We start from the raw sequence: 19,843 nt of genomic DNA on the forward strand, positions 1-19,843 counted from the left end.
GATTCTGCCACTGCGTGGCCCGGCGCCGAGCGCTGGGCTCCGGGGAGAGCCTCCCCCGGCTGTGTGCGGTGCCCCTCAGCCGCCGTGCACGCTCCCGCCGCGCAGGGCCTCGCAGACCAGCCTGAGGCTGGCCCGCGCGACAGCCAGCCGAGTCTCGACGTCGGCACCATCGGGACGGGCGGTGACCTTGATCCCGACAGCCTCTAGCGTGGCACCTCGAGCCGCCTCGAGAGTCTCGACGATCTCGTCTGCGCCGAGGAGCGACCTCGAGGAGGCTTCCAGGGCGGGGTCAGAGCCACGAGGGGCGATGTGCTGGTCACCCCAGGCCAGGCCCCACGGGGTCTGGGAGGCAGCAGCTCCAGAGAAGACGACCGCCCGGAGCAGCCCCGCCTCGGCCGCAGCCCGCACGTGCTCGACCGGAGTGCGGGCGGAACGCCCCTCGATCGCCGAACGACCCCAGTTGATGCTCACACCGAGCCTCGACGCGGAGCCAGGGACGTCGTCGACGATCGCCTGCAGCACGGCGATCTCCTCGTGCAGCGGCCAGAATCCCTTGGCTGGAGGCTGCCCCTCGACGAGTGCGTCGCAGTGCTCGACGAGCAGGTGCGCCCCACCGAGGTCCCACGCGAGGACCTCGTCGAGCGACTCGCGGAAGGCCGTGAGGGTCCCCAGGCCGGGGCCTGGGGCACTGTGCAGCTCGACCGCGGCCAGGCGGGCACGGCCTGCGTCGTCGGCGAGCCGGAGTGCCAGGTCCCGCAGGACGGCCAGGTCGTCGAGGGCGGCCCGGCGCTGCACGAGGTCAGCCGACGACAAGCCGTAGCCGGGGTCAGAGGCGAGTCGCTGCATCGTCCGGGGGACGGCCGTCACGACGAGGTCGACGTGCTCGGGCAGGTGCGCCCGGACCCAGCGTGCCGTCTCGGCGGCCGTCCCGGGAGCGGGCGACGGCATCTCGAGGGCCTGCACCCCGAGCCCGTCCAGACCGGCGAGGAAGGCCGCCTCACCGGCGGGGTCGCCGGGTGCGAGGGCGTAGGCGCCGAGCAGCAGGCGTGGGCGTCCCAGGCCTGGCGGGACGACCTCGGCTGCGCTCGAGGACGGTGCGGTGCTCTCGGTGCTCTCGTGAGTCTCGCTGCTCGTTCCGCTGCTGCTCTCGGCACGACTGCTGGTCTGACGCGTCATCGGGTCTCCAGTGCTCGGACGTCTATTTCGCGTCCGAGTATGCCGTGACCACGGCTGTCGTCAGCCGGAACTCCACGGGGGAGCCCTCGAAGAGGATGCGCCCGGCCTCGTGCGCGGTCTCCTGGACCATCTCGACCACCTGGTCGGCGAGCTCGGCCGGGGTGTGGACCATGATCTCGTCGTGGAGGAAGAACGCCAGGTGCGGACCGCCGGTGACGGTTTCGCTCAGGGCTCGCAGCCGCAGTCGCAGCAGAGCCATCCAGCACAGGGCCCACTCGGCGGCGGTCCCCTGCACCACGAAGTTCCTCGTGAAACGTCCCCACGACCGGGCCTGGGAACGGACAGCCTCCTGCTCGGCGGCCGACCCGCCCTCGGCGCCCGCCGCAGAGTGCGCTGACCGCCACTCGGCGCTCGGCAGAGGTGAGCTGCGCCCGAGCCACGTCGAGACGATCTCGCCCTGCTCGCCGGCCCGTGCTGCGGCCTCGACGAGGGCGAGCGCCTGCGGGAAGGCCCGCGTGATGCGGGGGAGCATGCGACCGCTCTCACCCTGCGTCCCGCCGTACATCGCGCCGAGCATCCCGAACTTGGCCTGCTGACGGGTCGCCACGGCGCCCGTGGCGACCATGCCCTCGTACATGTCGGCGGCCTGCCCGGCCGTGGCCATCGCCTCGTCGCCCGACATCGCCGCGAGGATCCGCGGCTCGAGCTGCGCGGCGTCGGCGACCACGAGCACCCAGCCCGGGTCGGCGCGGACCGCGCTGCGCACCTGGTGCGGCAGCTGCAGGGCACCACCCCCGTCCGAGGCCCACCGCCCGGTGACCACACCGCCCGGCACGTAGACGGGCCGGAACCTGCCGCCGGCCACCCAGGTGTCGAGCCAGTGCCAGCCGTTGGCGGTCATCAGCCGCGACATCTTCTTGTACTCCAGGAGCGGCGCGATCGCCGGGTGGTCGATCTGCTGGAGCTCCCACGAGCGGGTGGAGGTCGCGGGCAGCCCGGCCAGGCGCATCGACCGCAGCAGCTCGACGGGGGAGTCCGGGTTGATCTCGCCGACCCCGAGGGCCGCGCTGACCTGCGCGGCCTTCGCCTCGAGCAGCGCGGGGCGGAAGCCGGGAGCAGGACGGGGGCCGAGGAGCTCGGAGAGCAGACGGTCGTGCTCGACGACGTCCCACGGCACCCCCGCGAAGGTCATCTCGGCGGCGACGAGCGCTCCGGCAGACTCGGCGGCGAGCAGCAACCACAACCGGGACGACTCCGGACGGCCGTCCTCGCCGACCGCTGCCGTGAGGGCGCGCTGCTGATCGCGCAGCTCTCGCAGCGGGTCGAGCGCGACGGGCGGGGTGAGGTCGAAGAGGCCTTCGGGGGCGGCCGCCGTCCGTGCCTCGTCCCAGGCTGAGCGCGGCGCGCTCGCGTACGGGGTGCGAGCGGTCAGTGCGCTGCCGCGCAGGATCGTGCGGCACAGGCGCAGGTCCCAGCACCTGTCGACGCGGACGTCGGCGTCGAGGAGCGCGGGGTAGGTCGCCGCGGTGTCGGCCCAGACCCACCGCAGGCCGGCGTCCGGGGCTGTCCCAGTGGGTGAGGCGGCAGCCTCACGGGCGCGGACCAGAGCCGGGAGCTCCTCGACCTCGACGGTCTCCGTCGCGACGACAGGCAGCCCGGGCTGCGCCCTGTCGACGTCCTGCACCACGACGGTCCCGTCGGGCTGAGGGCAGACGACGACGAGCATGACACCAGTGTGCGGGCTGCCACCCACACCGGCGTGCGCCTGCCTGCCCCCCCGGGGTCGCCTGCCTCCCCGCGAGGTCGCCCGCCGAACAGCGAAGTCGTAGGGATACCCCGGCTCGCGGACCCAGCGCGGTGTTCTTGGCGTGTCCGTGCGACCTCGTGCCTGAGGATGCGACCTCGTGTCAGCGAGGGGGGAGAGGTGAGCGAGGAGAGGGGCAGAGGTGAGCGAGTGGAACTGGGGGTAGCCTGGCTCGATGATCACGCGCGCATGGTGGTGGCTGCCTCAGCAGCCGTGACCTGTCGTGTCCCCGAGCTGCTCGCCGCAGCCGGGTCGCCATCGTCGTGCACCTCCAGGTCTGGGTCGAGCCGCTCCCCACCTGAGGAGCCCCGAGATGACCACCCACGTCCCAGCACAGCCCGTGACCCACCCCCTCGCGCCCAGCACGAGTGCGCCCGTCCTCTCTCCGGCCGGAGCCAAGACAGCGAGGCCGGACGACTCCCCTCCCGCACCGACCCACGAGACCGGCTCTGTCGCCGCAGCCCGCGTCCGCAGCCGCGAGCTCGAAGACCAGATCGCACAAGATCCCTCGGCCTTCCGGGTCCTCACGGGGGAGCGTCCGACGGGCGCGCTGCACATCGGCCACTACTTCGGCACCGTCGCCAACCGCGCGCGCCTCCAGCAGGCAGGCGTCGAGCTGCTGCTCGTGCTCGCCGACTACCAGGTGATCACCGACCGCGACGAGACGGGTGACCTGCGCGGGACGGTCCGCGAGATCCTGCTCGACTACCAGGCTGCGGGGATCGACCCCGAGCGCACGACGATCTTCACGCACTCCGCAGTCCCCGCGCTCAACCAGCTGGTGCTGCCCTTCCTCAGTCTCGTGAGCGTCGCCGAGCTCGAGCGGAACCCGACGGTCAAGGACGAGGTGCGTGCCGGGGGAGGCCGCGCGATGAGCGGCCTCATGCTCACCTACCCGGTGCACCAGGCGGCAGACATCCTGTTCTGCCGCGCGAACCTCGTCCCCGTCGGGCAGGACCAGCTGCCGCATCTCGAGACGACGCGCACGCTCGCGCGTCGCTTCAACCACAGGTTCAGCCCGGCTCGTCCCTTCTTCACCGAGCCCGACGCGCTCCTCGCGCCGTCCCCGACGATCCTCGGGCACGACGGCGCGAAGATGAGCAAGAGCCGCGGCAACAGCCTGCTGATCTCGGCCACGGAGGACGAGACCGCGGCCTTCGTGAGGCGGTGCGTGACCGATGCCGACAGGCATGTCACCTACGACCCCGAGCGCAGGCCCGGGGTCGCGAACCTGCTGACGCTCGCCTCGCTGTGCACGGGGGAGACGCCCGAGACCGTGGCCGACGAGATCGGTGCCCGGGGAGCGGGAGCCCTCAAGGCGCTCGTCACCGAGGCTCTCGTGGAGTACTTCCGACCGGTCCGTGCGCGGCGGACGGCGCTCACGGAGAGCACGCTCGACCCGCTGTCGCTGCTCGAGCGTGGCAACGCCCGCGCCAACCAGATCGCCGACAGCACCCTCGACGACGTCCGAGAGCTCATGGGCACGTCCTACACGTGACCCGTGCACGACAGGGAGGTCTCAGGCCTCCGGCGGTCCGGTCACCGTGCACACCGGGGCGCCCCCGGCAGCCCCCTGCGCGATCTCCTTCGCGACGGCGGGGACCAGCATCCGCCACGCCCACCCGGACGCCTCGGCGACCGACGGGCGCGGTTCCATCTCGAGCCAGGCCGTGAGCACGCCGACGAGAGACCCGGTGATGCCCGCCGCGACGATCTCGAGGGGCATCTCCGTCTCGGGGTGGTCGCTGTGCTCGCTCACGCCCTGGATGACCACGGTGTTGATGCGGGCCCGCAACCGGGCAGCCGCGATGCTCGAGCCGCCCTCGCCGAGGGCGCGCCTGTACAGCGCCGCGTTCTCGTCGAGGTGCTCGACGTACCGGGTGAGCAGCAGGGGCGGGGCGTCGGTGAGCTCGAGGGTGCCGGCCTCGGACAGGTCCGCGCCGGCCTGGCGTGCCCGGGTGTCGAGGGCGTCGGCGAGCAGCGTCTCCTTGTCGGCGTAGTGCTGGTAGAAGGTGCTGCGGTTGATCGTGGCCCTGTCGGCGATGTCCGCGACGGCGATCTCGTCCAGGTCGCGCTCGCGGGCGAGCGAGAGCAGCGCGTCCTGGAGCAGCGCTCGGGTGCGGGCGATCCGGGGGTCCATGCCCTCATTCTGTCAGCCCAGAGCGATCCGCGAAACCGGAAAGCCAACACGTGTTGCGTACACGACGATCGTTGCTTACGGTGGCAACGTCGTTCAACGAGGTGCGACGCAGCGGCACGCCCGCAGACCGTTCTCCACCCCCGGGACCCCTCCCGGACGACCAAGGGATCACCATGGCCTCCTTCCTGTACAGGGTCGGGCACTTCTCGTTCACCAGACGGTGGACCGTGCTCATCGCCTGGCTCCTCGTGCTCGCGGCCGCAGGCGCCGGAGCCGTCGCCTCGGGCATGAAGATGACCGAAGAGCTCACCATCCCGGGCGTCGAGTCCGCGACGGCGCAGACCATCCTCGAAGAGCGCTTCGGCGACGCCGCCTCGGGTGTCGGTGCTGGGACCGGTGGTCAGGCCGCCGCAGGGGCCGAGGCCGAGAAGCCCGCGTCGTCCAAGTTCGTCGTCCAGGCGCCCGAGGGGACCAACCTCATCGAGGACGGCAGCCTCGAGACCGTCCTCGGCGCGCTCGCGCCCATCTCCGAGGAGAGCCAGGTCGAGTCGGTCTCCGACCCCATGACCACGGGCACGATCGCCCCCGACGGCGGGGCCGTCTACGTCGACATCCAGTTCACGGTCCCCGCGGACGACGTGAGCGACGCGACCCTCGACACCATCGCCTCGGCCGAGAGCACGCTCAGCGACGACGGCTTCACGGTCGCCGTCGCGGGTGGCCCGTTCACCGAGCCGCTCGAGCTCCTCGGACCGACCGAGCTCGTCGGCGTGGTCGTCGCGCTGCTCGTCCTGCTCGTCACCTTCGGCTCGCTGCTCGCCGCCGGGATGCCCATCCTCACCGCGCTGCTGGGTGTGGGCATCGGCGTCGCCGGTGTCCTCTCGCTCTCGGCCGTCGTCACGATCTCGTCGGCGACGCTGACGCTCGCACTCATGCTGGGCCTGGCCGTCGGGATCGACTACGCGCTGTTCCTGCTCTCCAGGCACCGTCAGCAGCTGGCCGAGGGCATCCCCCCGGCAGAGTCCGCAGGCCGTGCGGTCGGCACCGCTGGGTCCGCGGTCGTCTTCGCAGGTCTGACCGTCGTCATCGCCCTTGCCGGACTCTCCGTCACCGGGATCCCGTTCCTCGCCACCATGGGTCTCGCAGCCGCCGCGACAGTCGCCATCGCTGTGCTCATCGCCACCACTCTGCTGCCCGCGATCATGGGCTTCGCCGGCGACAGGCTCATCCCGAAGGGCCGGGCTGCCGCTCGTGCCCAGCGCTCGACCAAGGCCGAGAACCGCTGGGGCACCTTCGTCACCACGCACCCGGTGTGGACGCTGCTGGTCGGGGTGCTGCTCCTCGGGACGGTCGCGCTCCCCGCGACGTCCATGCGCCTGGGGCTGCCCGACGCCGGCCAGGAGCAGGCCACCTCGCACGACCGCCAGGCCTACGACCTGCTGGCCGAGGGCTTCGGCCCCGGGATCAACGGACCGCTCGTCGTGCTCCTCGACGCAGAGTCCGACCCTGACGCGCTGCCCGCCGCGATGGCCCAGATGTCGGCTGCGCTCGAGGGCGTCGCGAACGTCGCCGCCGTCGCACCGGCGATCCCCAACGGGGCCGTCGAGGGCATGGAGGCCGCCCCGGGAACCCCGCAGGCCGACGCCGCGATCATCACGGTGATCCCGACGACGGGACCGAACGCCGAGGAGACCGCGGAGGTCGTCCACGACATCCGCGACCTGCGCGGCGCCGTCGAGGAGGCCACCGGGGCCGACGTGTGGGTCACCGGCGCGGCCGCGGCCAACATCGACGTCACCGAGAAGCTCGCGGACGCTCTGCCGCTGTTCCTCGCGATCGTCGTGGGCCTCGCGATCATCCTGCTGCTGGTCGCCTTCCGCTCGCTGCTCGTCCCGGTCACCGCGGTCCTCGGGTTCCTGCTCACCGTCGCCGCAGCCTTCGGTGCGACCACGGCCGTGTACCAGTGGGGCTGGTTGGCTGACGTGTTCAGCGTCGCGACCCCGGCGCCGCTGCTGAGCTTCATGCCCGTCCTGCTCGTGGGTGTGCTCTTCGGCCTCGCGATGGACTACCAGGTGTTCCTGGTCTCCCGCATGCGGGAGGACTTCACGCACGGTGCCGGTGCCATGCAGGCCGTGCGGTCGGGCTACGCCCACGGTGCGCGGGTGGTGCTCGCCGCCGCGCTCATCATGATCGCTGTCTTCGCGAGCTTCGTGTTCTCGGGCAACACGACCATCGGTCCGATCGCCTTCGCGCTCGGCTTCGGCATCGCGGTCGACGCCCTCGTCGTGCGCATGACGATGATCCCGGCCGTCATGGCGCTCCTCGGCAAGTCCGCCTGGTGGCTGCCGCGCTGGCTCGACAAGGCTCTGCCGAACGTCGACATCGAGGGCGCGTCCCTCGAGGCCCGCACGGAGACGCACCACGAGCCGAAGCACGAGGCGCACACCGGCGCCCACGCGAAGTAGCCCGACCCGCCGCCTCGGCGCGGACCCGACCGTCGGCGGGTGGTGGGGCGACCTCTTGGTCGTCACGCCACCCGCCGATCTCGTCTGCGCGGACAGGCGCTCGTCAGACCGAGGTCCGGGTCAGAGCGGGTCAGGCGGAGCCGTAGGTCTGCGTGAGCTGGTTGTCGACCATCGAGAGCGCCGAACCGATCGCCATGTGCATGTCGAGGTACTGGTAGGTCCCCAGACGCCCGCCGAAGAAGACGTCCTTCTCGCCCGCGGCGAGGTCGCGGTAGGCGAGCAGGCGCTCACGGTCGGCCGCGGTGCTGATCGGGTAGTACGGCTCGTCGGTCTTCTCCGCGAAGCGCGAGAACTCACGCACGATCACGGTCGTGTCCTTCGGGTAGTCCCGCTCGGGGTGGAAGTGGCGGAACTCGTGGATGCGCGTGTACGGCACGTCGGCGTCCGCGTAGTTCATCACCGAGGTCCCCTGGAAGTCGCCGACCTGGAGCACCTCCTCCTCGAAGTCGAGGGTGCGCCATGAGAGGTCGCCCTCCGCGAAGTCGAAGTAGCGGTCGACGGGGCCCGTGTAGACCACGGGCACGTTGCCGACGACATTCTTCTTGTTGACAGGCTGCGACTCGTCGAAGAAGTCGACGTCCAGACGGACCTCGATGTTCTTGTGGTCGGCCATCCGCTCGATCCAGCGGGTGTACCCGTCTGTCGGCAGACCTTCGTGGGTGTCCGAGAAATAGCGGTTGTCGTACGTGTAGCGCACGGGCAGGCGCGAGATGATGCTCGCCGGAAGGTCCTTGGGGTCCGTCTGCCACTGCTTGGCCGTGTACTCACGGATGAACGCCTCGTACAGCGGGCGCCCGACGAGCGAGATCCCCTGCTCGTCGAGGTTCTCCGGCCTCTTGCCGCCGAGCTCGGCGGCCTGCTCGAGGAGCAGGTCGCGCGCAGCCTGCGGCCCGTGCGCGGAGCGGAAGAACTGGTTGATCGTGCCGAGGTTGATCGGCATCGGGAACACCTCGCCGCGGTGCGTGGTGTACACCCTGTGCTCGTAGTCCGTGAACGAGGTGAACCTGTTGACGTACTCCCACACGCGCTCGTTCGAGGTGTGGAAGAGGTGGGCGCCGTAGCGGTGCACCTCGATCCCGGTCTGCGCCTCGACCTCCGAGTAGGCGTTGCCGCCCACATGGTGACGGCGGTCGACGACGAGGACCTTGAGGCCGTGCTCCTCGGCGATCCGCTCGGCGACGGTCAGACCGAAGAACCCGGCTCCGACGACGACGAGGTCGGGGGTCACAGGTGCCTCGCGCCTCGGACCGAGGACGGCTCGTCCGTCTCTGGCCGCGGCCCGCCCTGGTCGGCCACGAGTCGGACCAGCCGGCTCAGCACGTCACCGGTGCGCAGGCCGTCGTGCTCGAACTCGTTCGTCACCCACGTCTGCACAGAGCCGACGTGCGCGGCCGTCGCGAGCGAGAGCTGTGCGTCGACGAACATGTCGTCGTGGTAGACCGCCGCGGCGACCAGGACCTCGTTCGACGCGAGGACGTCAGGGTCGTAGAGAGTCGTCCAGGAGCTGCGCGCCGCGAGCTCTTCCGCGGCGGCCTGGAAGGGGCGCAGCCCGGAGATCTCCTCGAACATCCACGGGTAGATCATCTCGCCGCTGAAGAGCAGCGGCCGGGCTGACGGGTCGAAGGCCGGGTGCTCGGCGCGCACCGTGTGCGCGGCCCAGCCCGTCGTCGCCTCTCCCGAGGCGTAGATGGACTCGTGCAGGACTGCGTAGAGCGGGCGCGACCTGTACGAGGTGAGGTCCATGACGGCCTCGAGGAAGGTGTCGCTCAGGTCGTCAGACCCACGGTCGAAGGCCTCGTCGACGAGCCAGTGCACCCGCTCGAAGCCGGGCTTCATGCCGAAGTCCATGCCGAGGGTCTGGAAGCGCCGGGTGCTCAGCACGTCGCCGTCGGGCAGACGGACGTCCCCGGCGTCGAGCCTGTCCGCGATGCGCGCGATCCTCTCGACGTCCTGCGGGAAGCGCTCGTAGTACTGGGCGTTCTTCGCGGCCGTCCGCGGGTACGTCCGCCTGTAGACCTCGTGGGCATCCGGCCAGACGCTCGGCAGGCCGCCGGTGACGTAGCAGGCGGTCAGCGCGTGCGGTGCCCTGGAGAGGTAGGTCAGGGTGAGGAAACCCCCGTAGCTCTGCCCGATCGTCGCCCATCGCCGACCGCCGTAGACGGTCTTCCGGAGGTGCTCGGCGTCGTCGACGATCGAGTCGGCACGGAAGTGCGCGAGGTACGCGGCCTGCTCGGTCGGGGTTCCGAGCGCCGCCAGCGCCGCGCCGCGCACGGCGCTCGACCGGCCCGTGCCACGTTGGTCGAGCAGCACGACCCGGTGGGTCGCGAGCATCTGCCCGACCCAGCCGTCGGCTGCGGTCGGACGCGGGCCCTTGCCGCCAGGCCCGCCCTGGAGGAAGACCACGAGCGGCAGGTCGTCGTGCCGTCGGGACGGTGCGACGAGCTCGCGCGCGAAGACCGTGAGCGTCCGGCCGTCGTCGGGCGACGCCCAGTCGAGCGGTACCTCGGCCTCGTGGTCGGTCACGTGCAGGCCGGGGATCGTATAGCTGACGCTCGTCACGGGGGAGGGCTCCAGGAGGCTGAGGTGCTGTCGGTCCGGACAGCCTATGCCGTGCGGGTCTACGTGATCGGCCTCGTCGCCCCTCTGATCGCACGACGACGCCCGGCGCCCGGCGGGAGAGATCCCACCAGACGCCGGGCGTCTGTCGTGCCTCAGACCGCAGAGAGGGTCCGGTCGTGCGTCGGGTCAGACGACGTCCTCGTCGACCCAGTCGAGGGTCTTCGAGACAGCCTTCTTCCACAGGCGGTACTGGCGGTCGCGCTCGGAGCTCTCCATCGTCGACGACCAGCGCTTGTCCTCGGCCCAGTTGTCGATGACGTCCTGCTCGCCGTTCCAGAAGCCGACCGCGATGCCGGCCGCGTAGGCGGCACCGAGAGCGGTGGTCTCGGCGACCTGCGGGCGGACCACGTCGACGTCGAGGATGTCGGCCTGGAACTGCATGAGCAGCTCGTTGGCGACCATGCCGCCGTCGACCTTGAGCTCGGTGAGGTCCACGCCCGAGTCGGCGTTCATGGCGTCGAGGACCTCGCGGGTCTGGAAGGCCGTGGCCTCGAGGGCCGCGCGGGCGATGTGGTTCTTGTTGACGAACCGGGTGAGGCCGACGAGCGCACCGCGGGCGTCCGGGCGCCAGTACGGAGCGAAGAGGCCGGAGAACGCAGGCACGAAGTACGCGCCACCGTTGTCGTCGACCTTGCTCGCGTAGTACTCGACGTCCTTGGCCTCTTCGAACATGCCGAGGTTGTCGCTCATCCACTGGATGAGCGAGCCTGTCACGGCGATCGAGCCCTCGAGCGCGTAGACCTGCGGGGCGTCGCCGATCTTGTAGCAGACCGTGGTCAGCAGGCCGTTCTTGCTGTGCACGGGCTCGGTGCCCGTGTTGAGCAGCATGAAGTTGCCGGTGCCGTAGGTGTTCTTGGCCGTGCCCTTCTCGAAGCAGGCCTGGCCGAAGGTCGCCGCCTGCTGGTCGCCGAGGATGCCGGCGATCGGGACGCCGGGGACCATACCGCGTGCGCGGCCGGTGCCGTAGACCTCGGAGGAGGAGCGGATCTCGGGGAGCATGGACATCGGGATGCCCATGTCCTTCGCGATGTCCTCGTTCCAGGTGAGCGAGTCGATGTTCATCAGCATGGTGCGCGACGCGTTGGTGACGTCGGTCAGGTGAACGCCGCCCTCTGTCCCGCCGGTCATGTTCCACAGCACCCAGGAGTCGGTGTTGCCGAACATCAGGTCGCCGCGCTCGGCCGCCTCGCGGGCACCCTCGACGTTGTCGAGGATCCACTTGACCTTCGGGCCCGAGAAGTAGGTCGCGAGGGGGAGGCCGACGATCGCCTTGTACTTGTCTGCGCCCTCTTCGCCGCCGAGCTCGTCGACGATCTTCTGCGTGCGGGTGTCCTGCCAGACGATCGCGTTGTAGACGGGCTTGCCGGTGTTCCGGTCCCACACCACAGCGGTCTCGCGCTGGTTGGTGATGCCGACGGCGGCGATGTCGTCGTGCGTGAGGTTGCCGCGGGTGAGCGCCAGGCCGACAGCCTCGCGGACGTTGTTCCAGATCTGCTCCGGGTTGTGCTCGACCCAGCCAGCCCGCGGGAAGATCTGGTCGTGCTCGAGCTGCCCGGAGGAGTGGATGGTGCCGTTGTGCTTGAAGACGATGGCACGCGAGCTCGTGGTGCCCTGGTCGATGGCGAGTACGTACTGCTCGGTCATGAGGTGAGTCCTTCACTTCGGTGTGCGGTCGAGACGGACGGGTCGTGCGGTGTCCCGGAAGAGCGAGAGGAGGGGTGCGGGTGGCCGGGGTCGTGCGCGGCCACCCGCAGGTGGATCGGCTCAGGCCATCGCCGTCGCGGCGAGACCGGCGAGCGCGCCACCGACGAGCGGGCCGACGACGGGCACCCAGGCGTAAGACCAGTCGCTGCCACCCTTGCCCTTGATGGGCAGGAAGGCGTGGGCGATGCGCGGGCCGAGGTCACGAGCCGGGTTGATGGCGTACCCGGTCGGGCCACCGAGGCTCGCACCGATGCCGACCACCAGCAGCGCGACAGCGAGCGGACCGAGCTCGCTCGGGGTGTTGCCGAAGTTGAGGATGGTGAAGACGAGGACGAAGGTCGCGATGACCTCCGTGATGAAGTTCCACGTGTAGGACCGGATCTCCGGGCCCGTCGAGAACACGCCGAGCTTGGTGGCTGCAGGAGCCTCGAGGTCGAAGTGGTTCTTGTACGCGAGGAAGGCGAGGACGGCACCGATGACGGCACCGATCATCTGGGCGGCGAGGTAGAGGAGCATGTTGCCGAAGTTGACCGGCAGGCCGTCGGGGGCGAACGTGTCCTGGCCGTTGGTCATGATGCCGATGGTCACGGCGGGGTTGAGGTGGGCTCCGGACTTCCACGAGGCGTAGACACCTGTGAAGACCGCGAGGCCCCAGCCGAAGTTGATCATCAGCGTGCCGCCTGCGAACCCCTTGGTCTTGGGGAGGATGACGTTGGCGACGACGCCTGCACCGAGCAGGATCAAGAGTGCGGTTCCGACGACTTCTGATGCGAAGACTTCACCAGCGGAGAAATTCATGTCGTGTCCTCATGTGTCAGGGACTGCTGCGTCCCGGGCTCCTCGGAGCGGCTCTGCGTCCGAGGTCGTGCTGTGGAGGTGTGGTGCGGCCAGGGTCGTCGCCGACCCTGGCAGATCGGGGAGTAGCGCTGAGAGGTGCGGCGGACCGAGCAGGTCCGCCGCACCACAGGGTTGTCAGGAGGAGAGCGCGGTCATCGGGGTGACGTCCGTGGCCGCGAGGCGGGTGCGCTCGGCGGCAGCGTCGTCGAGGTCGTGCTCGGCAGCGGCCTCGGCCTCGGCGCGAGCCGTGTACGAGGCCACCTCGGCGAGGCGGGTCTCCTCGTCCCAGCCGAGTCCGGCAGCGGCGATCTGCGAGATCTCCTCGAGGGCGGCGACACCGCGGTCGGCGACCTCGTAGTTGAGACGGGTGCGGTGCAGCATGATGTCCTCGAGGTGCAGGACGCCCTCGTGGCTGACCGCGTACGCGATCTCGGCCCGCAGGTACGCCGGGGCGTGCTGCAGAGGCTTGGCCATCTCCGGGTCGGACTCGCAGAGCTCGACGATGTCGGAGAGCAGCGAGCCGTAGCGGTGCAGGAGGTGGTCGACGAGCGCCGGGGTCCACCCGTAGGTGGCGGCGTAGCGGCGGCCCCAGTTCTGCTGGACGTCGAGGCCGACGGCGCCGAGCAGCGGCACCTCGGTCGTGATGGACGGACGGGCCTTGGCGCCCTCGCCGAGGGCGAAGTCGACGGCGTCCTCTGCCATGACGCGGTACGTCGTGAGCTTTCCGCCCGCGATGACCGTCAGGCCGGGGACGGGCGAGGCCACGGTGTGCTCGCGGGAGACCTTGGCGGACGAGGTGCCCTCCTTGGTGCCCGGCTGGAGCAGCGGGCGCAGACCGGCCCACGTGCCGATGATGTCGTCACGGGTGAGCGGGTCGGCGAGCACGGCGTTGGCGTGATCGAGCACGTAGTCGATGTCCGCAGCGGTTGCGACGGGGTGCTGGAGCTCCTGCTTCCACGGGGTGTCCGTGGTGCCGATGACCCAGTAGCGCGACCACGGGATGACGAAGAGCACGCTCTTCTCGGTCTGCAGGATCAGCCCGACGGTGCCCTTGATGCGCTCGCGCGGGACGACGATGTGGACGCCCTTCGAGGCGAGCACGCGCAGACCGCCGGTCCCGCCGGCGAGAGCCTCGGTCTCCTCGGTCCACACGCCCGTCGCGTTGATGACGTTGCGGGCCTTGACCGGGAAGGTGTCACCGGTCTCGAGGTCCTTGAGCACGGCACCGTCGACACGGCCGCTCGGGTCCTTGGTGAGCTCGACGACCTGCGTGCGGGACGCGGCGCTCGCGCCGTAGGACGCTGCGGTGCGGATGAGGGTCGAGACGAGACGTGCGTCGTCGACCGAGCCGTCCCAGTAACGGACGGCTCCGACTGCGGCGTCGTGGCGCAGGTCCGGGAACAGGCGCTCCATGCCCTTGCGGGACACGTGCTTGTGGAACGGCAGCGCGCGCTTGCCCGGGATGAGGCTCGCGAGGGTGTCGTAGAGCATGATGCCCGCGCCGACGTACCCGCGCTCCCACACCCTGTGCTCGAGCGGGTAGAGGAAGGAGACGGGCTTGACGAGGTGCGGGGCCAGCTTCTTGATGAGCAGGTCGCGCTCGGTCAGCGCCTCGTGGACGAGGTTGAAGTCGAGCATCTGCAGGTAGCGCAGGCCACCGTGCACGAGCTTGCTCGAGCGGCTCGAGGTGCCTGCCGCCCAGTCCTGGGACTCGACGACGGCTGTGGTGAGTCCACGCGTCACGGCGTCGAGCGCGATGCCAGCGCCGGTGACGCCACCACCGATGACGAGGACATCGAGAGGTTCTCCCTCGGCGCTCGCGCGGAGGGCGTCGAGCGACTGTGCTCGGCTCTGCGGGGTGAGCTTGGACGACGTTCCGGACGTGGACATGGATGACCTTTCGACTCGCACTACGGCTAGGACTAAGGTCACACTGTCAGAACGTTCGCGCAACCTGGATGCACATATGTGCACCGGCGGGTGCAAGGGTCGTCTCACGAGGGAGTTTGCGCTATGGCGGTTCGAGACAAGGACGTCTTGAGGGCTGCGTCCATGTACTACCTGCAGGACCTCACGATGGAGACCATCGCCAAGCACCTCGGCACGTCGAGGTCGACGGTCTCCAGGATGGTCAAGCACGCCCGCGAGACCGGGCTCGTCGAGATCACGCTGCGCCCGACGCACTCCAACGCGCCGAGCCTGGGGCAGAAGATCCGTGAGGTCTACGGCATCGAGGCCTACGTCGTCGCAGTTCCCGACCACAACAGCGAGGTCGAGAGGCTCGAGCAGGTGGCACTGACGACGGCGCGCCTGATCGGCACCTGGTTCGACTCCAACATGATCCTCGCCGTGGCCTGGGGCACGACGCTCAGCGCGATCGCCCGGAACCTGCCGCGCAAGACGACGCGGGGGAGCGCCGTCGTCCAGCTCAACGGTGCGGCGAACACCCGGACCTCGGGTGTCGAGTACGCCGGAGACCTCATCGCGGAGTTCGGCAAGGCCTTCGACGCCCACGTGCACTATTTCCCAGTGCCGGCGTTCTTCGACTACGCCGAGACGAAAGAGGCCATGTGGCGCGAGCGCTCCGTGCGCAGGGTGCTCGCCCAGCAACGGCGGGCAGACATCGCGCTGTTCTCGGTCGGCGCGCTGTCGGGCGGGTTGCCGAGCCACGTCTACACGGCCGGGTACCTCGAGGCGAGCGACGTCGCCGTGCTCGACCACGAGGGTGTCGTCGGGGACGTCTGCACGGTGTTCTTGCGGGAGGACGGGACGTACAAGGACGTCGCGCTCAACGCCCGGGCGACAGGGCCCTCGCCGAGCGAGCTGCGTCGTGTGCCGCGGAGGGTGTGCGCCGTCGCGGGCGACAACAAGGTGGTGCCGCTGCGGGCCGCGCTGCGTGCCCGGGTCGTCACGCACCTCATCGTCGACGAGGTGACGGCGACCAAGCTGCTCGAGGACGACTGAGCGGGGAGACGCAGGACCTCGCGCACGGCTGACCGGGGGAGCGCTGGGTCTCGCCGACGCCTGAGCGGGGGAGCGCTGGGTCTCGCGGATGGCGGAGGGGGAGACCGGGGTCCTCGCACCCCCCCGAGCAGGCGGAGCGCGACCAGGACGTGGCCGGGTGACCGTCAGGTGGATAAGTATGCAGTCGATTGAGTATGGGCGTAGGTTGTCCGCGTGACTCCTGCACCCCCGACGCAGACCGCGACAGTCCGAGCTGCGCGCCCCTCCGACGTGCGGCACATCCGCGCGCTCGTCGAGCCCTACGCGCAGCGCCGGATCCTCGTCGAGAAGGAGGCTGTCGCGTACTACGAGTCGGTCCAGGAGTTCGTCGTCGCCGAGGCCGGACCGGTCGACCAGCCGCGCCTGGTCGGCTGCGGGGCGCTCCACGTCATGTGGGAGGACCTCGCCGAGATCCGCACGCTAGCCGTCGCGCCCGAGATGCACGGCAGCGGGCTCGGCCACGCCCTCGTCGACGAGCTGCTGGCCCGCGCTCGGACGCTCGGTCTGCGTCGGGTGTTCTGCCTGACCTTCGAGGTCGACTTCTTCGTCCGCCACGGCTTCCACGAGATCGAGGGCACACCGGTCGACCCTGCGGTGTACGCCGAGCTCCTGCGCTCGCACGACGACGGCATCGCCGAGTTCCTCGACCTCGCCCGCGTGAAGCCCAACACCCTGGGCAACAGCCGGATGCTCATCGAGCTGTAGGGCTGACGAAGAAAGGCCTGGGCAGAGCAGCACCGACCAGGACAGGGCGGGGCAGTGCAGGGCTGACCAGGAGAGGGCACGGCTGACCAGGGCAGGGCAGGGCAGGGCAGGGCAGGGCAGGGCAGGGCAGGGCAGGGCAGGGCAGGAGCGGGACCGACCAGGGCCGAACGTGCCCCGGAGGCCGGGAGCCGCCGCCCGTTCCCCCGGCGCGACGGGTCGTGTCAGGCGGGCAGCCTGTACACCTGAGCTGCGCCGGCGTCGCGCCTGGGAGCGCGTCCGTCCGGGCCTCCTGAGAGGTCCGCGTCGCACTGCTCGACCAGACCGTCTTCGACGAGCGAGGCGAGACACCGCCCCAGCTGAGCCGCGTCAGGCCACAGGTCGTCCAGGACCGCCCGCGCGACAGGACCGTGCGCGGCGCGCAGCGCGCCCATCACGGTGCCGCGGGCCTGCCGGTCCGTGCCCTTCCACGCCTGGGTGCGCCTGCGCCCGGCGTGCTCGTCGGGCGGGTAGCCCGCCGCCCGCCAGGCGCACAGGTGGCTCACCGGGCAGCTGTCGCACGAGGGGGTGCGCGCCGTGCAGACGACAGCGCCGAGCTCCATCGACGAGGCTGCCCAGAGCGCGGCGTCGTCGTCGGAGACCGGGGCGACCCGCGCGGCCCGCGCAGACTCGGCAGCCGTCAGCGCGGGCATCGGCAGCGCATCGCCGCCGAGGGTGCGGGCCAGGACCCTGCGCACGTTGGTGTCGACGACCACTGACCGTCGCCCGAAGGCGAAGGCCATGACGGCCGCAGCCGTGTAGGCACCGACCCCGGGGAGGGCGAGCAGCAGAGCCTCGTCCTCGGGTACCTCGCCGTCGTGACGCTCGACCACGGCTCTGGCGCACTCCTGCAGGCGCAGCGCGCGTCGTGGGTAGCCGAGCCGTCCCCAGGCACGCAGGACGTCGGCCGTCGAGGCCGCCGCGAAGGCTGCGGGTGTCGGCCACCGCTCCATCCACTCCAGCCAGACCGGAGCCACCCGCGCGACGGGGGTCTGCTGAGACATGACCTCGCTGACCAGGACACCCCACGGGGTCCGGTCGGGGGAACGCCACGGGAGCGGGCGCGCTGTGCGCTCGAACCAGTCGCCGAGAGTCTCCTGGAGCTCGGCGACCAGGGCCGGGGCGACGCTGTCTGGTGCGGTCATGTCCTCGGTCTCGGCTAGGTGGTGCACGGGCCACCGGCTGCTGGGCCCCGGTGGCGTCCGGTCGCGGGTCGCGGCCCGCGTGACGAGGTCGCGCCGCATATGGTAGTTCTCAGCAGTCGTCGCCGCAGTGTCGCGTCCCCGTACGGTGGGCCGACGCCGCGTGGCGAGATCCGTGGTCGGGCTGGCAGACGAGGGTGGTTCACACGCATGGAGCACGAAGGCCGGCAGCACCCCCAGGACGGCAGCCCGCGCCCTGACGACTCTCGCTCAGGCAGGCCCGGCGGTTCGCGACCCGGGGTCCCGCACGCCGCGCGGACCGGTGCCGGTCCCGCAGCTGGTCCTGGTGGACGAGGGCCCGGTGGGCAGGGGCCGCGCGCACCCCGTCCCACAGGCAGCGGACGCCCCAGCCCGAGGGTCCTGGTCGTGCGGTGGGCGGTGGTGCTCCTCGTGCTCGCCGTCGTCGTCGCCGGGATCGCCTTCGGCATCCGAGCCATCGCCGGTGCTCTCGGCGGGGGCGGGACCGACGACACCCCGGACCCAGCCCCGGCGACCTCCGAGGCGGCCGCCGAACCGACATCCGACCCCGCCACCCCTGCGGAGTGCAGCGCAGAGGGTCTCGCCGTCGAGCTCGCCTCCGACGCCGGGGCGTACGCCCTCGGCCAGACCGCGGTCTTCACGCTGACCCTCACGAACGTCGGCGAGGCACCGTGCACGATCGACGCGGGCCGGACGGCGGCCCAGCTGGTCGTGACCTCCGGAGCCGACAGGATCTGGTCGAGCGCCGACTGCGAGCCCGGTGACCCGAGGCTGCTGCTGCTCGACTCCGGCAGCTCCGACGTGAGCACCATCGAGTGGGCGACGAACCGTTCTGCCCCCGAGTGCCCCGCCGACCTCCCGCCGATCGGGGCAGGGACCTACCAGGCGACAGTCACGACCTCGACGACCGCGACCGAGCCGCTGGTCTTCACCGTCGGCTGACGACGGTCTGGCCTCTCGGCTCGGCGCGCTGCTCAGGAGCTGTGCAGGGCCGGGTCAAAGCGGGCCGGTGGCTGCACCCAGGTCAGACGTAGCGCTCGAGGATGCTGGACTCTGCGAGCCTGGACAGACCCTCTCGGACCGAGCGTGCGCGCTGCTCGCCGACGCCGTCGACGACCATGAGGTCTTCGACAGTGGCCGCGAGGAGCTTCTGCAGACCGCCGAAGTGGCTGACGAGACGGGCGACGATCGTGCTTGGCAGTCGGGGCACCTTGGCGAGCAGGCGGTACCCGTGCGGCGCGACAGCAGCGTCGAGCGCCTCGCCGCCGCCGGGCAGACCGAGCACGCGGCCGATGAGCCCGAGGTCGAGGAGCTCGGTCGAGTCGAGGACCGCGAGGCTCGCGAGCACGTCCTGGACGGAGTGGTCCTTGCGCCCGACCTCGACGTAGTCACGGATGACGAACTCCCGGTCCGACCCGAGCCCGCCGATGAGCTCGTCGAGCTGCAGCGCGAGCAGACGTCCCTCGGTGCCGAGCTCGACGACGTAGCCGGCGATCTCCTCGGAGATGCGTCCGACCATCTCGAGACGCTGCACGACGGCGCAGACGTCACGGACGGTGACGAGGTCTTCGATCTCGAGTGCTGAGAGGGTGCCGCTGACCTCGTCCAGGCGAGCCTTGTAGCGCTCGAGGGTCGCGAGCGCCTGGTTCGCGCGGGACAGGATCGTGTCAGGGTCCTCGAGCACGTAGCGGGAGCCGCCGACGTACAGGGCGACGATGCGCATGGACTGGCTGACGGAGATCACGGGGAAGCCGGTCTGCTTCGCGACCCGCTCGGCGGTGCGGTGCCGGGTGCCCGACTCTGTGGTCTCGATCGACGGGTCGGGAAGGAGCTGCACGGCGGCCCGCAAGATCCGGCTGGCCTCGCGGTCCATGACGATCGCACCGTCCATCTTGGCGAGCTCACGCAGGCGGGTGGCCGAGAACTCGACGTCTAGGGCGAAGCCGCCTGAGCTCATCGTCTCGACGGTCTCGTCGAAGCCGAGCACGACGAGCGCGCCGGTCCGGCCGCGGAGGATGCGTTCTAGCCCGTCCCGCAGCTCGGTCCCTGGCGCCACGGCGGCCAGGGTCTCGCGGAGAAGCTCGTCGACGTGCGCGGGGGAGTTGGCCACGGG

General features: G+C 70.8%; 15 protein-coding genes. 5 read left to right on the forward strand and 10 right to left on the reverse strand.

Features of this window, described 5'->3' with window-relative positions:
- Positions 1 to 75: 75 nt before the first annotated feature.
- Together SANBI_RS03305 and SANBI_RS03310 are read right to left on the reverse strand one after the other, a co-directional pair.
- The gene (locus SANBI_RS03305) at positions 76 to 1,176 is read right to left on the reverse strand and encodes a DUF4862 family protein (protein WP_319158905.1); all 1,101 of its coding nucleotides are present in this window, start codon (positions 1,174 to 1,176) and stop codon (positions 76 to 78) included.
- A gap of 22 nt (positions 1,177 to 1,198) precedes the next feature.
- On the reverse strand, positions 1,199 to 2,902 hold the full coding sequence (locus SANBI_RS03310) for a bifunctional 3'-5' exonuclease/DNA polymerase (RefSeq protein ID WP_319158908.1): 1,704 nt from the start codon (positions 2,900 to 2,902) through the stop codon (positions 1,199 to 1,201).
- Between the two features lie 391 nt (positions 2,903 to 3,293).
- Here SANBI_RS03310 and trpS point away from each other — a divergent pair, with 391 nt between their 5' ends.
- Complete coding sequence (gene trpS / locus SANBI_RS03315; protein ID WP_319158910.1) at positions 3,294 to 4,478, forward strand: tryptophan--tRNA ligase; 1,185 nt, start codon at positions 3,294 to 3,296, stop codon at positions 4,476 to 4,478.
- Positions 4,479 to 4,499: 21 nt separating this feature from the next.
- Here the strand turns inward: trpS and SANBI_RS03320 are convergent, their stop codons facing one another.
- Positions 4,500 to 5,120, reverse strand: a complete 621-nt coding sequence (locus SANBI_RS03320) for a TetR/AcrR family transcriptional regulator (RefSeq protein ID WP_319158912.1) — start codon at positions 5,118 to 5,120, stop codon at positions 4,500 to 4,502.
- Between the two features lie 173 nt (positions 5,121 to 5,293).
- Here SANBI_RS03320 and SANBI_RS03325 point away from each other — a divergent pair, with 173 nt between their 5' ends.
- Positions 5,294 to 7,585 carry an MMPL family transporter gene (locus SANBI_RS03325; RefSeq protein WP_319158914.1) on the forward strand — a complete coding sequence of 764 codons (2,292 nt, stop codon included), beginning with the start codon at positions 5,294 to 5,296 and terminating at the stop codon, positions 7,583 to 7,585.
- A gap of 130 nt (positions 7,586 to 7,715) precedes the next feature.
- Here the strand turns inward: SANBI_RS03325 and glf are convergent, their stop codons facing one another.
- From glf to SANBI_RS03350, 5 genes are all read right to left on the reverse strand, one after another.
- Positions 7,716 to 8,873, reverse strand: coding sequence for a UDP-galactopyranose mutase (gene glf / locus SANBI_RS03330; protein WP_319158916.1), 1,158 nt, complete (start codon positions 8,871 to 8,873; stop codon positions 7,716 to 7,718).
- Positions 8,870 to 10,204 (reverse strand): alpha/beta fold hydrolase, encoded by a 1,335-nt coding sequence (locus SANBI_RS03335; RefSeq protein ID WP_319158918.1) that lies wholly within the window; start codon positions 10,202 to 10,204, stop codon positions 8,870 to 8,872. The genes glf and SANBI_RS03335 overlap by 4 nt, the downstream gene beginning before the upstream one ends.
- 186 nt (positions 10,205 to 10,390) lie before the next feature.
- Positions 10,391 to 11,908, reverse strand: a complete 1,518-nt coding sequence (glpK, locus tag SANBI_RS03340) for a glycerol kinase GlpK (RefSeq protein ID WP_319158920.1) — start codon at positions 11,906 to 11,908, stop codon at positions 10,391 to 10,393.
- A 120-nt stretch (positions 11,909 to 12,028) separates the two neighbouring features.
- Positions 12,029 to 12,766, reverse strand: a complete 738-nt coding sequence (locus tag SANBI_RS03345; protein WP_319158922.1) for an MIP/aquaporin family protein — start codon at positions 12,764 to 12,766, stop codon at positions 12,029 to 12,031.
- Between the two features lie 174 nt (positions 12,767 to 12,940).
- Positions 12,941 to 14,695 (reverse strand): glycerol-3-phosphate dehydrogenase/oxidase, encoded by a 1,755-nt coding sequence (locus SANBI_RS03350; RefSeq protein WP_319158924.1) that lies wholly within the window; start codon positions 14,693 to 14,695, stop codon positions 12,941 to 12,943.
- Positions 14,696 to 14,818: 123 nt separating this feature from the next.
- On the opposite strand from SANBI_RS03350, the gene SANBI_RS03355 reads away from it, so the two are divergent.
- Positions 14,819 to 15,769: a sugar-binding transcriptional regulator gene (locus SANBI_RS03355; RefSeq protein ID WP_056136265.1), complete on the forward strand. Its 951-nt coding sequence runs from the start codon at positions 14,819 to 14,821 to the stop codon at positions 15,767 to 15,769.
- Between the two features lie 213 nt (positions 15,770 to 15,982).
- Positions 15,983 to 16,513 (forward strand): amino-acid N-acetyltransferase, encoded by a 531-nt coding sequence (locus tag SANBI_RS03360; protein WP_179913492.1) that lies wholly within the window; start codon positions 15,983 to 15,985, stop codon positions 16,511 to 16,513.
- 221 nt (positions 16,514 to 16,734) lie between these two features.
- On the opposite strand, the gene SANBI_RS03365 is transcribed toward SANBI_RS03360, so the two are convergent.
- On the reverse strand, positions 16,735 to 17,694 hold the full coding sequence (locus tag SANBI_RS03365) for an HhH-GPD family protein (RefSeq protein ID WP_319158928.1): 960 nt from the start codon (positions 17,692 to 17,694) through the stop codon (positions 16,735 to 16,737).
- Positions 17,695 to 18,117: 423 nt separating this feature from the next.
- Between SANBI_RS03365 and SANBI_RS03370 the strand changes: the two genes are divergently transcribed.
- A complete protein-coding gene (locus tag SANBI_RS03370) occupies positions 18,118 to 18,672 on the forward strand; it encodes a DUF4232 domain-containing protein (protein ID WP_319158931.1) in 555 nt (184 codons plus the stop codon).
- A gap of 82 nt (positions 18,673 to 18,754) precedes the next feature.
- Here the strand turns inward: SANBI_RS03370 and disA are convergent, their stop codons facing one another.
- Positions 18,755 to 19,840 (reverse strand): DNA integrity scanning diadenylate cyclase DisA, encoded by a 1,086-nt coding sequence (disA, locus tag SANBI_RS03375; RefSeq protein ID WP_056136271.1) that lies wholly within the window; start codon positions 19,838 to 19,840, stop codon positions 18,755 to 18,757.
- Between the last annotated feature and the right edge of the window lie 3 nt (positions 19,841 to 19,843).

This window comes from Sanguibacter biliveldensis (genome assembly GCF_033798665.1).
In the GTDB taxonomy this organism is placed as follows: Bacteria; Actinomycetota; Actinomycetes; order Actinomycetales; family Cellulomonadaceae; genus Sanguibacter; species Sanguibacter inulinus.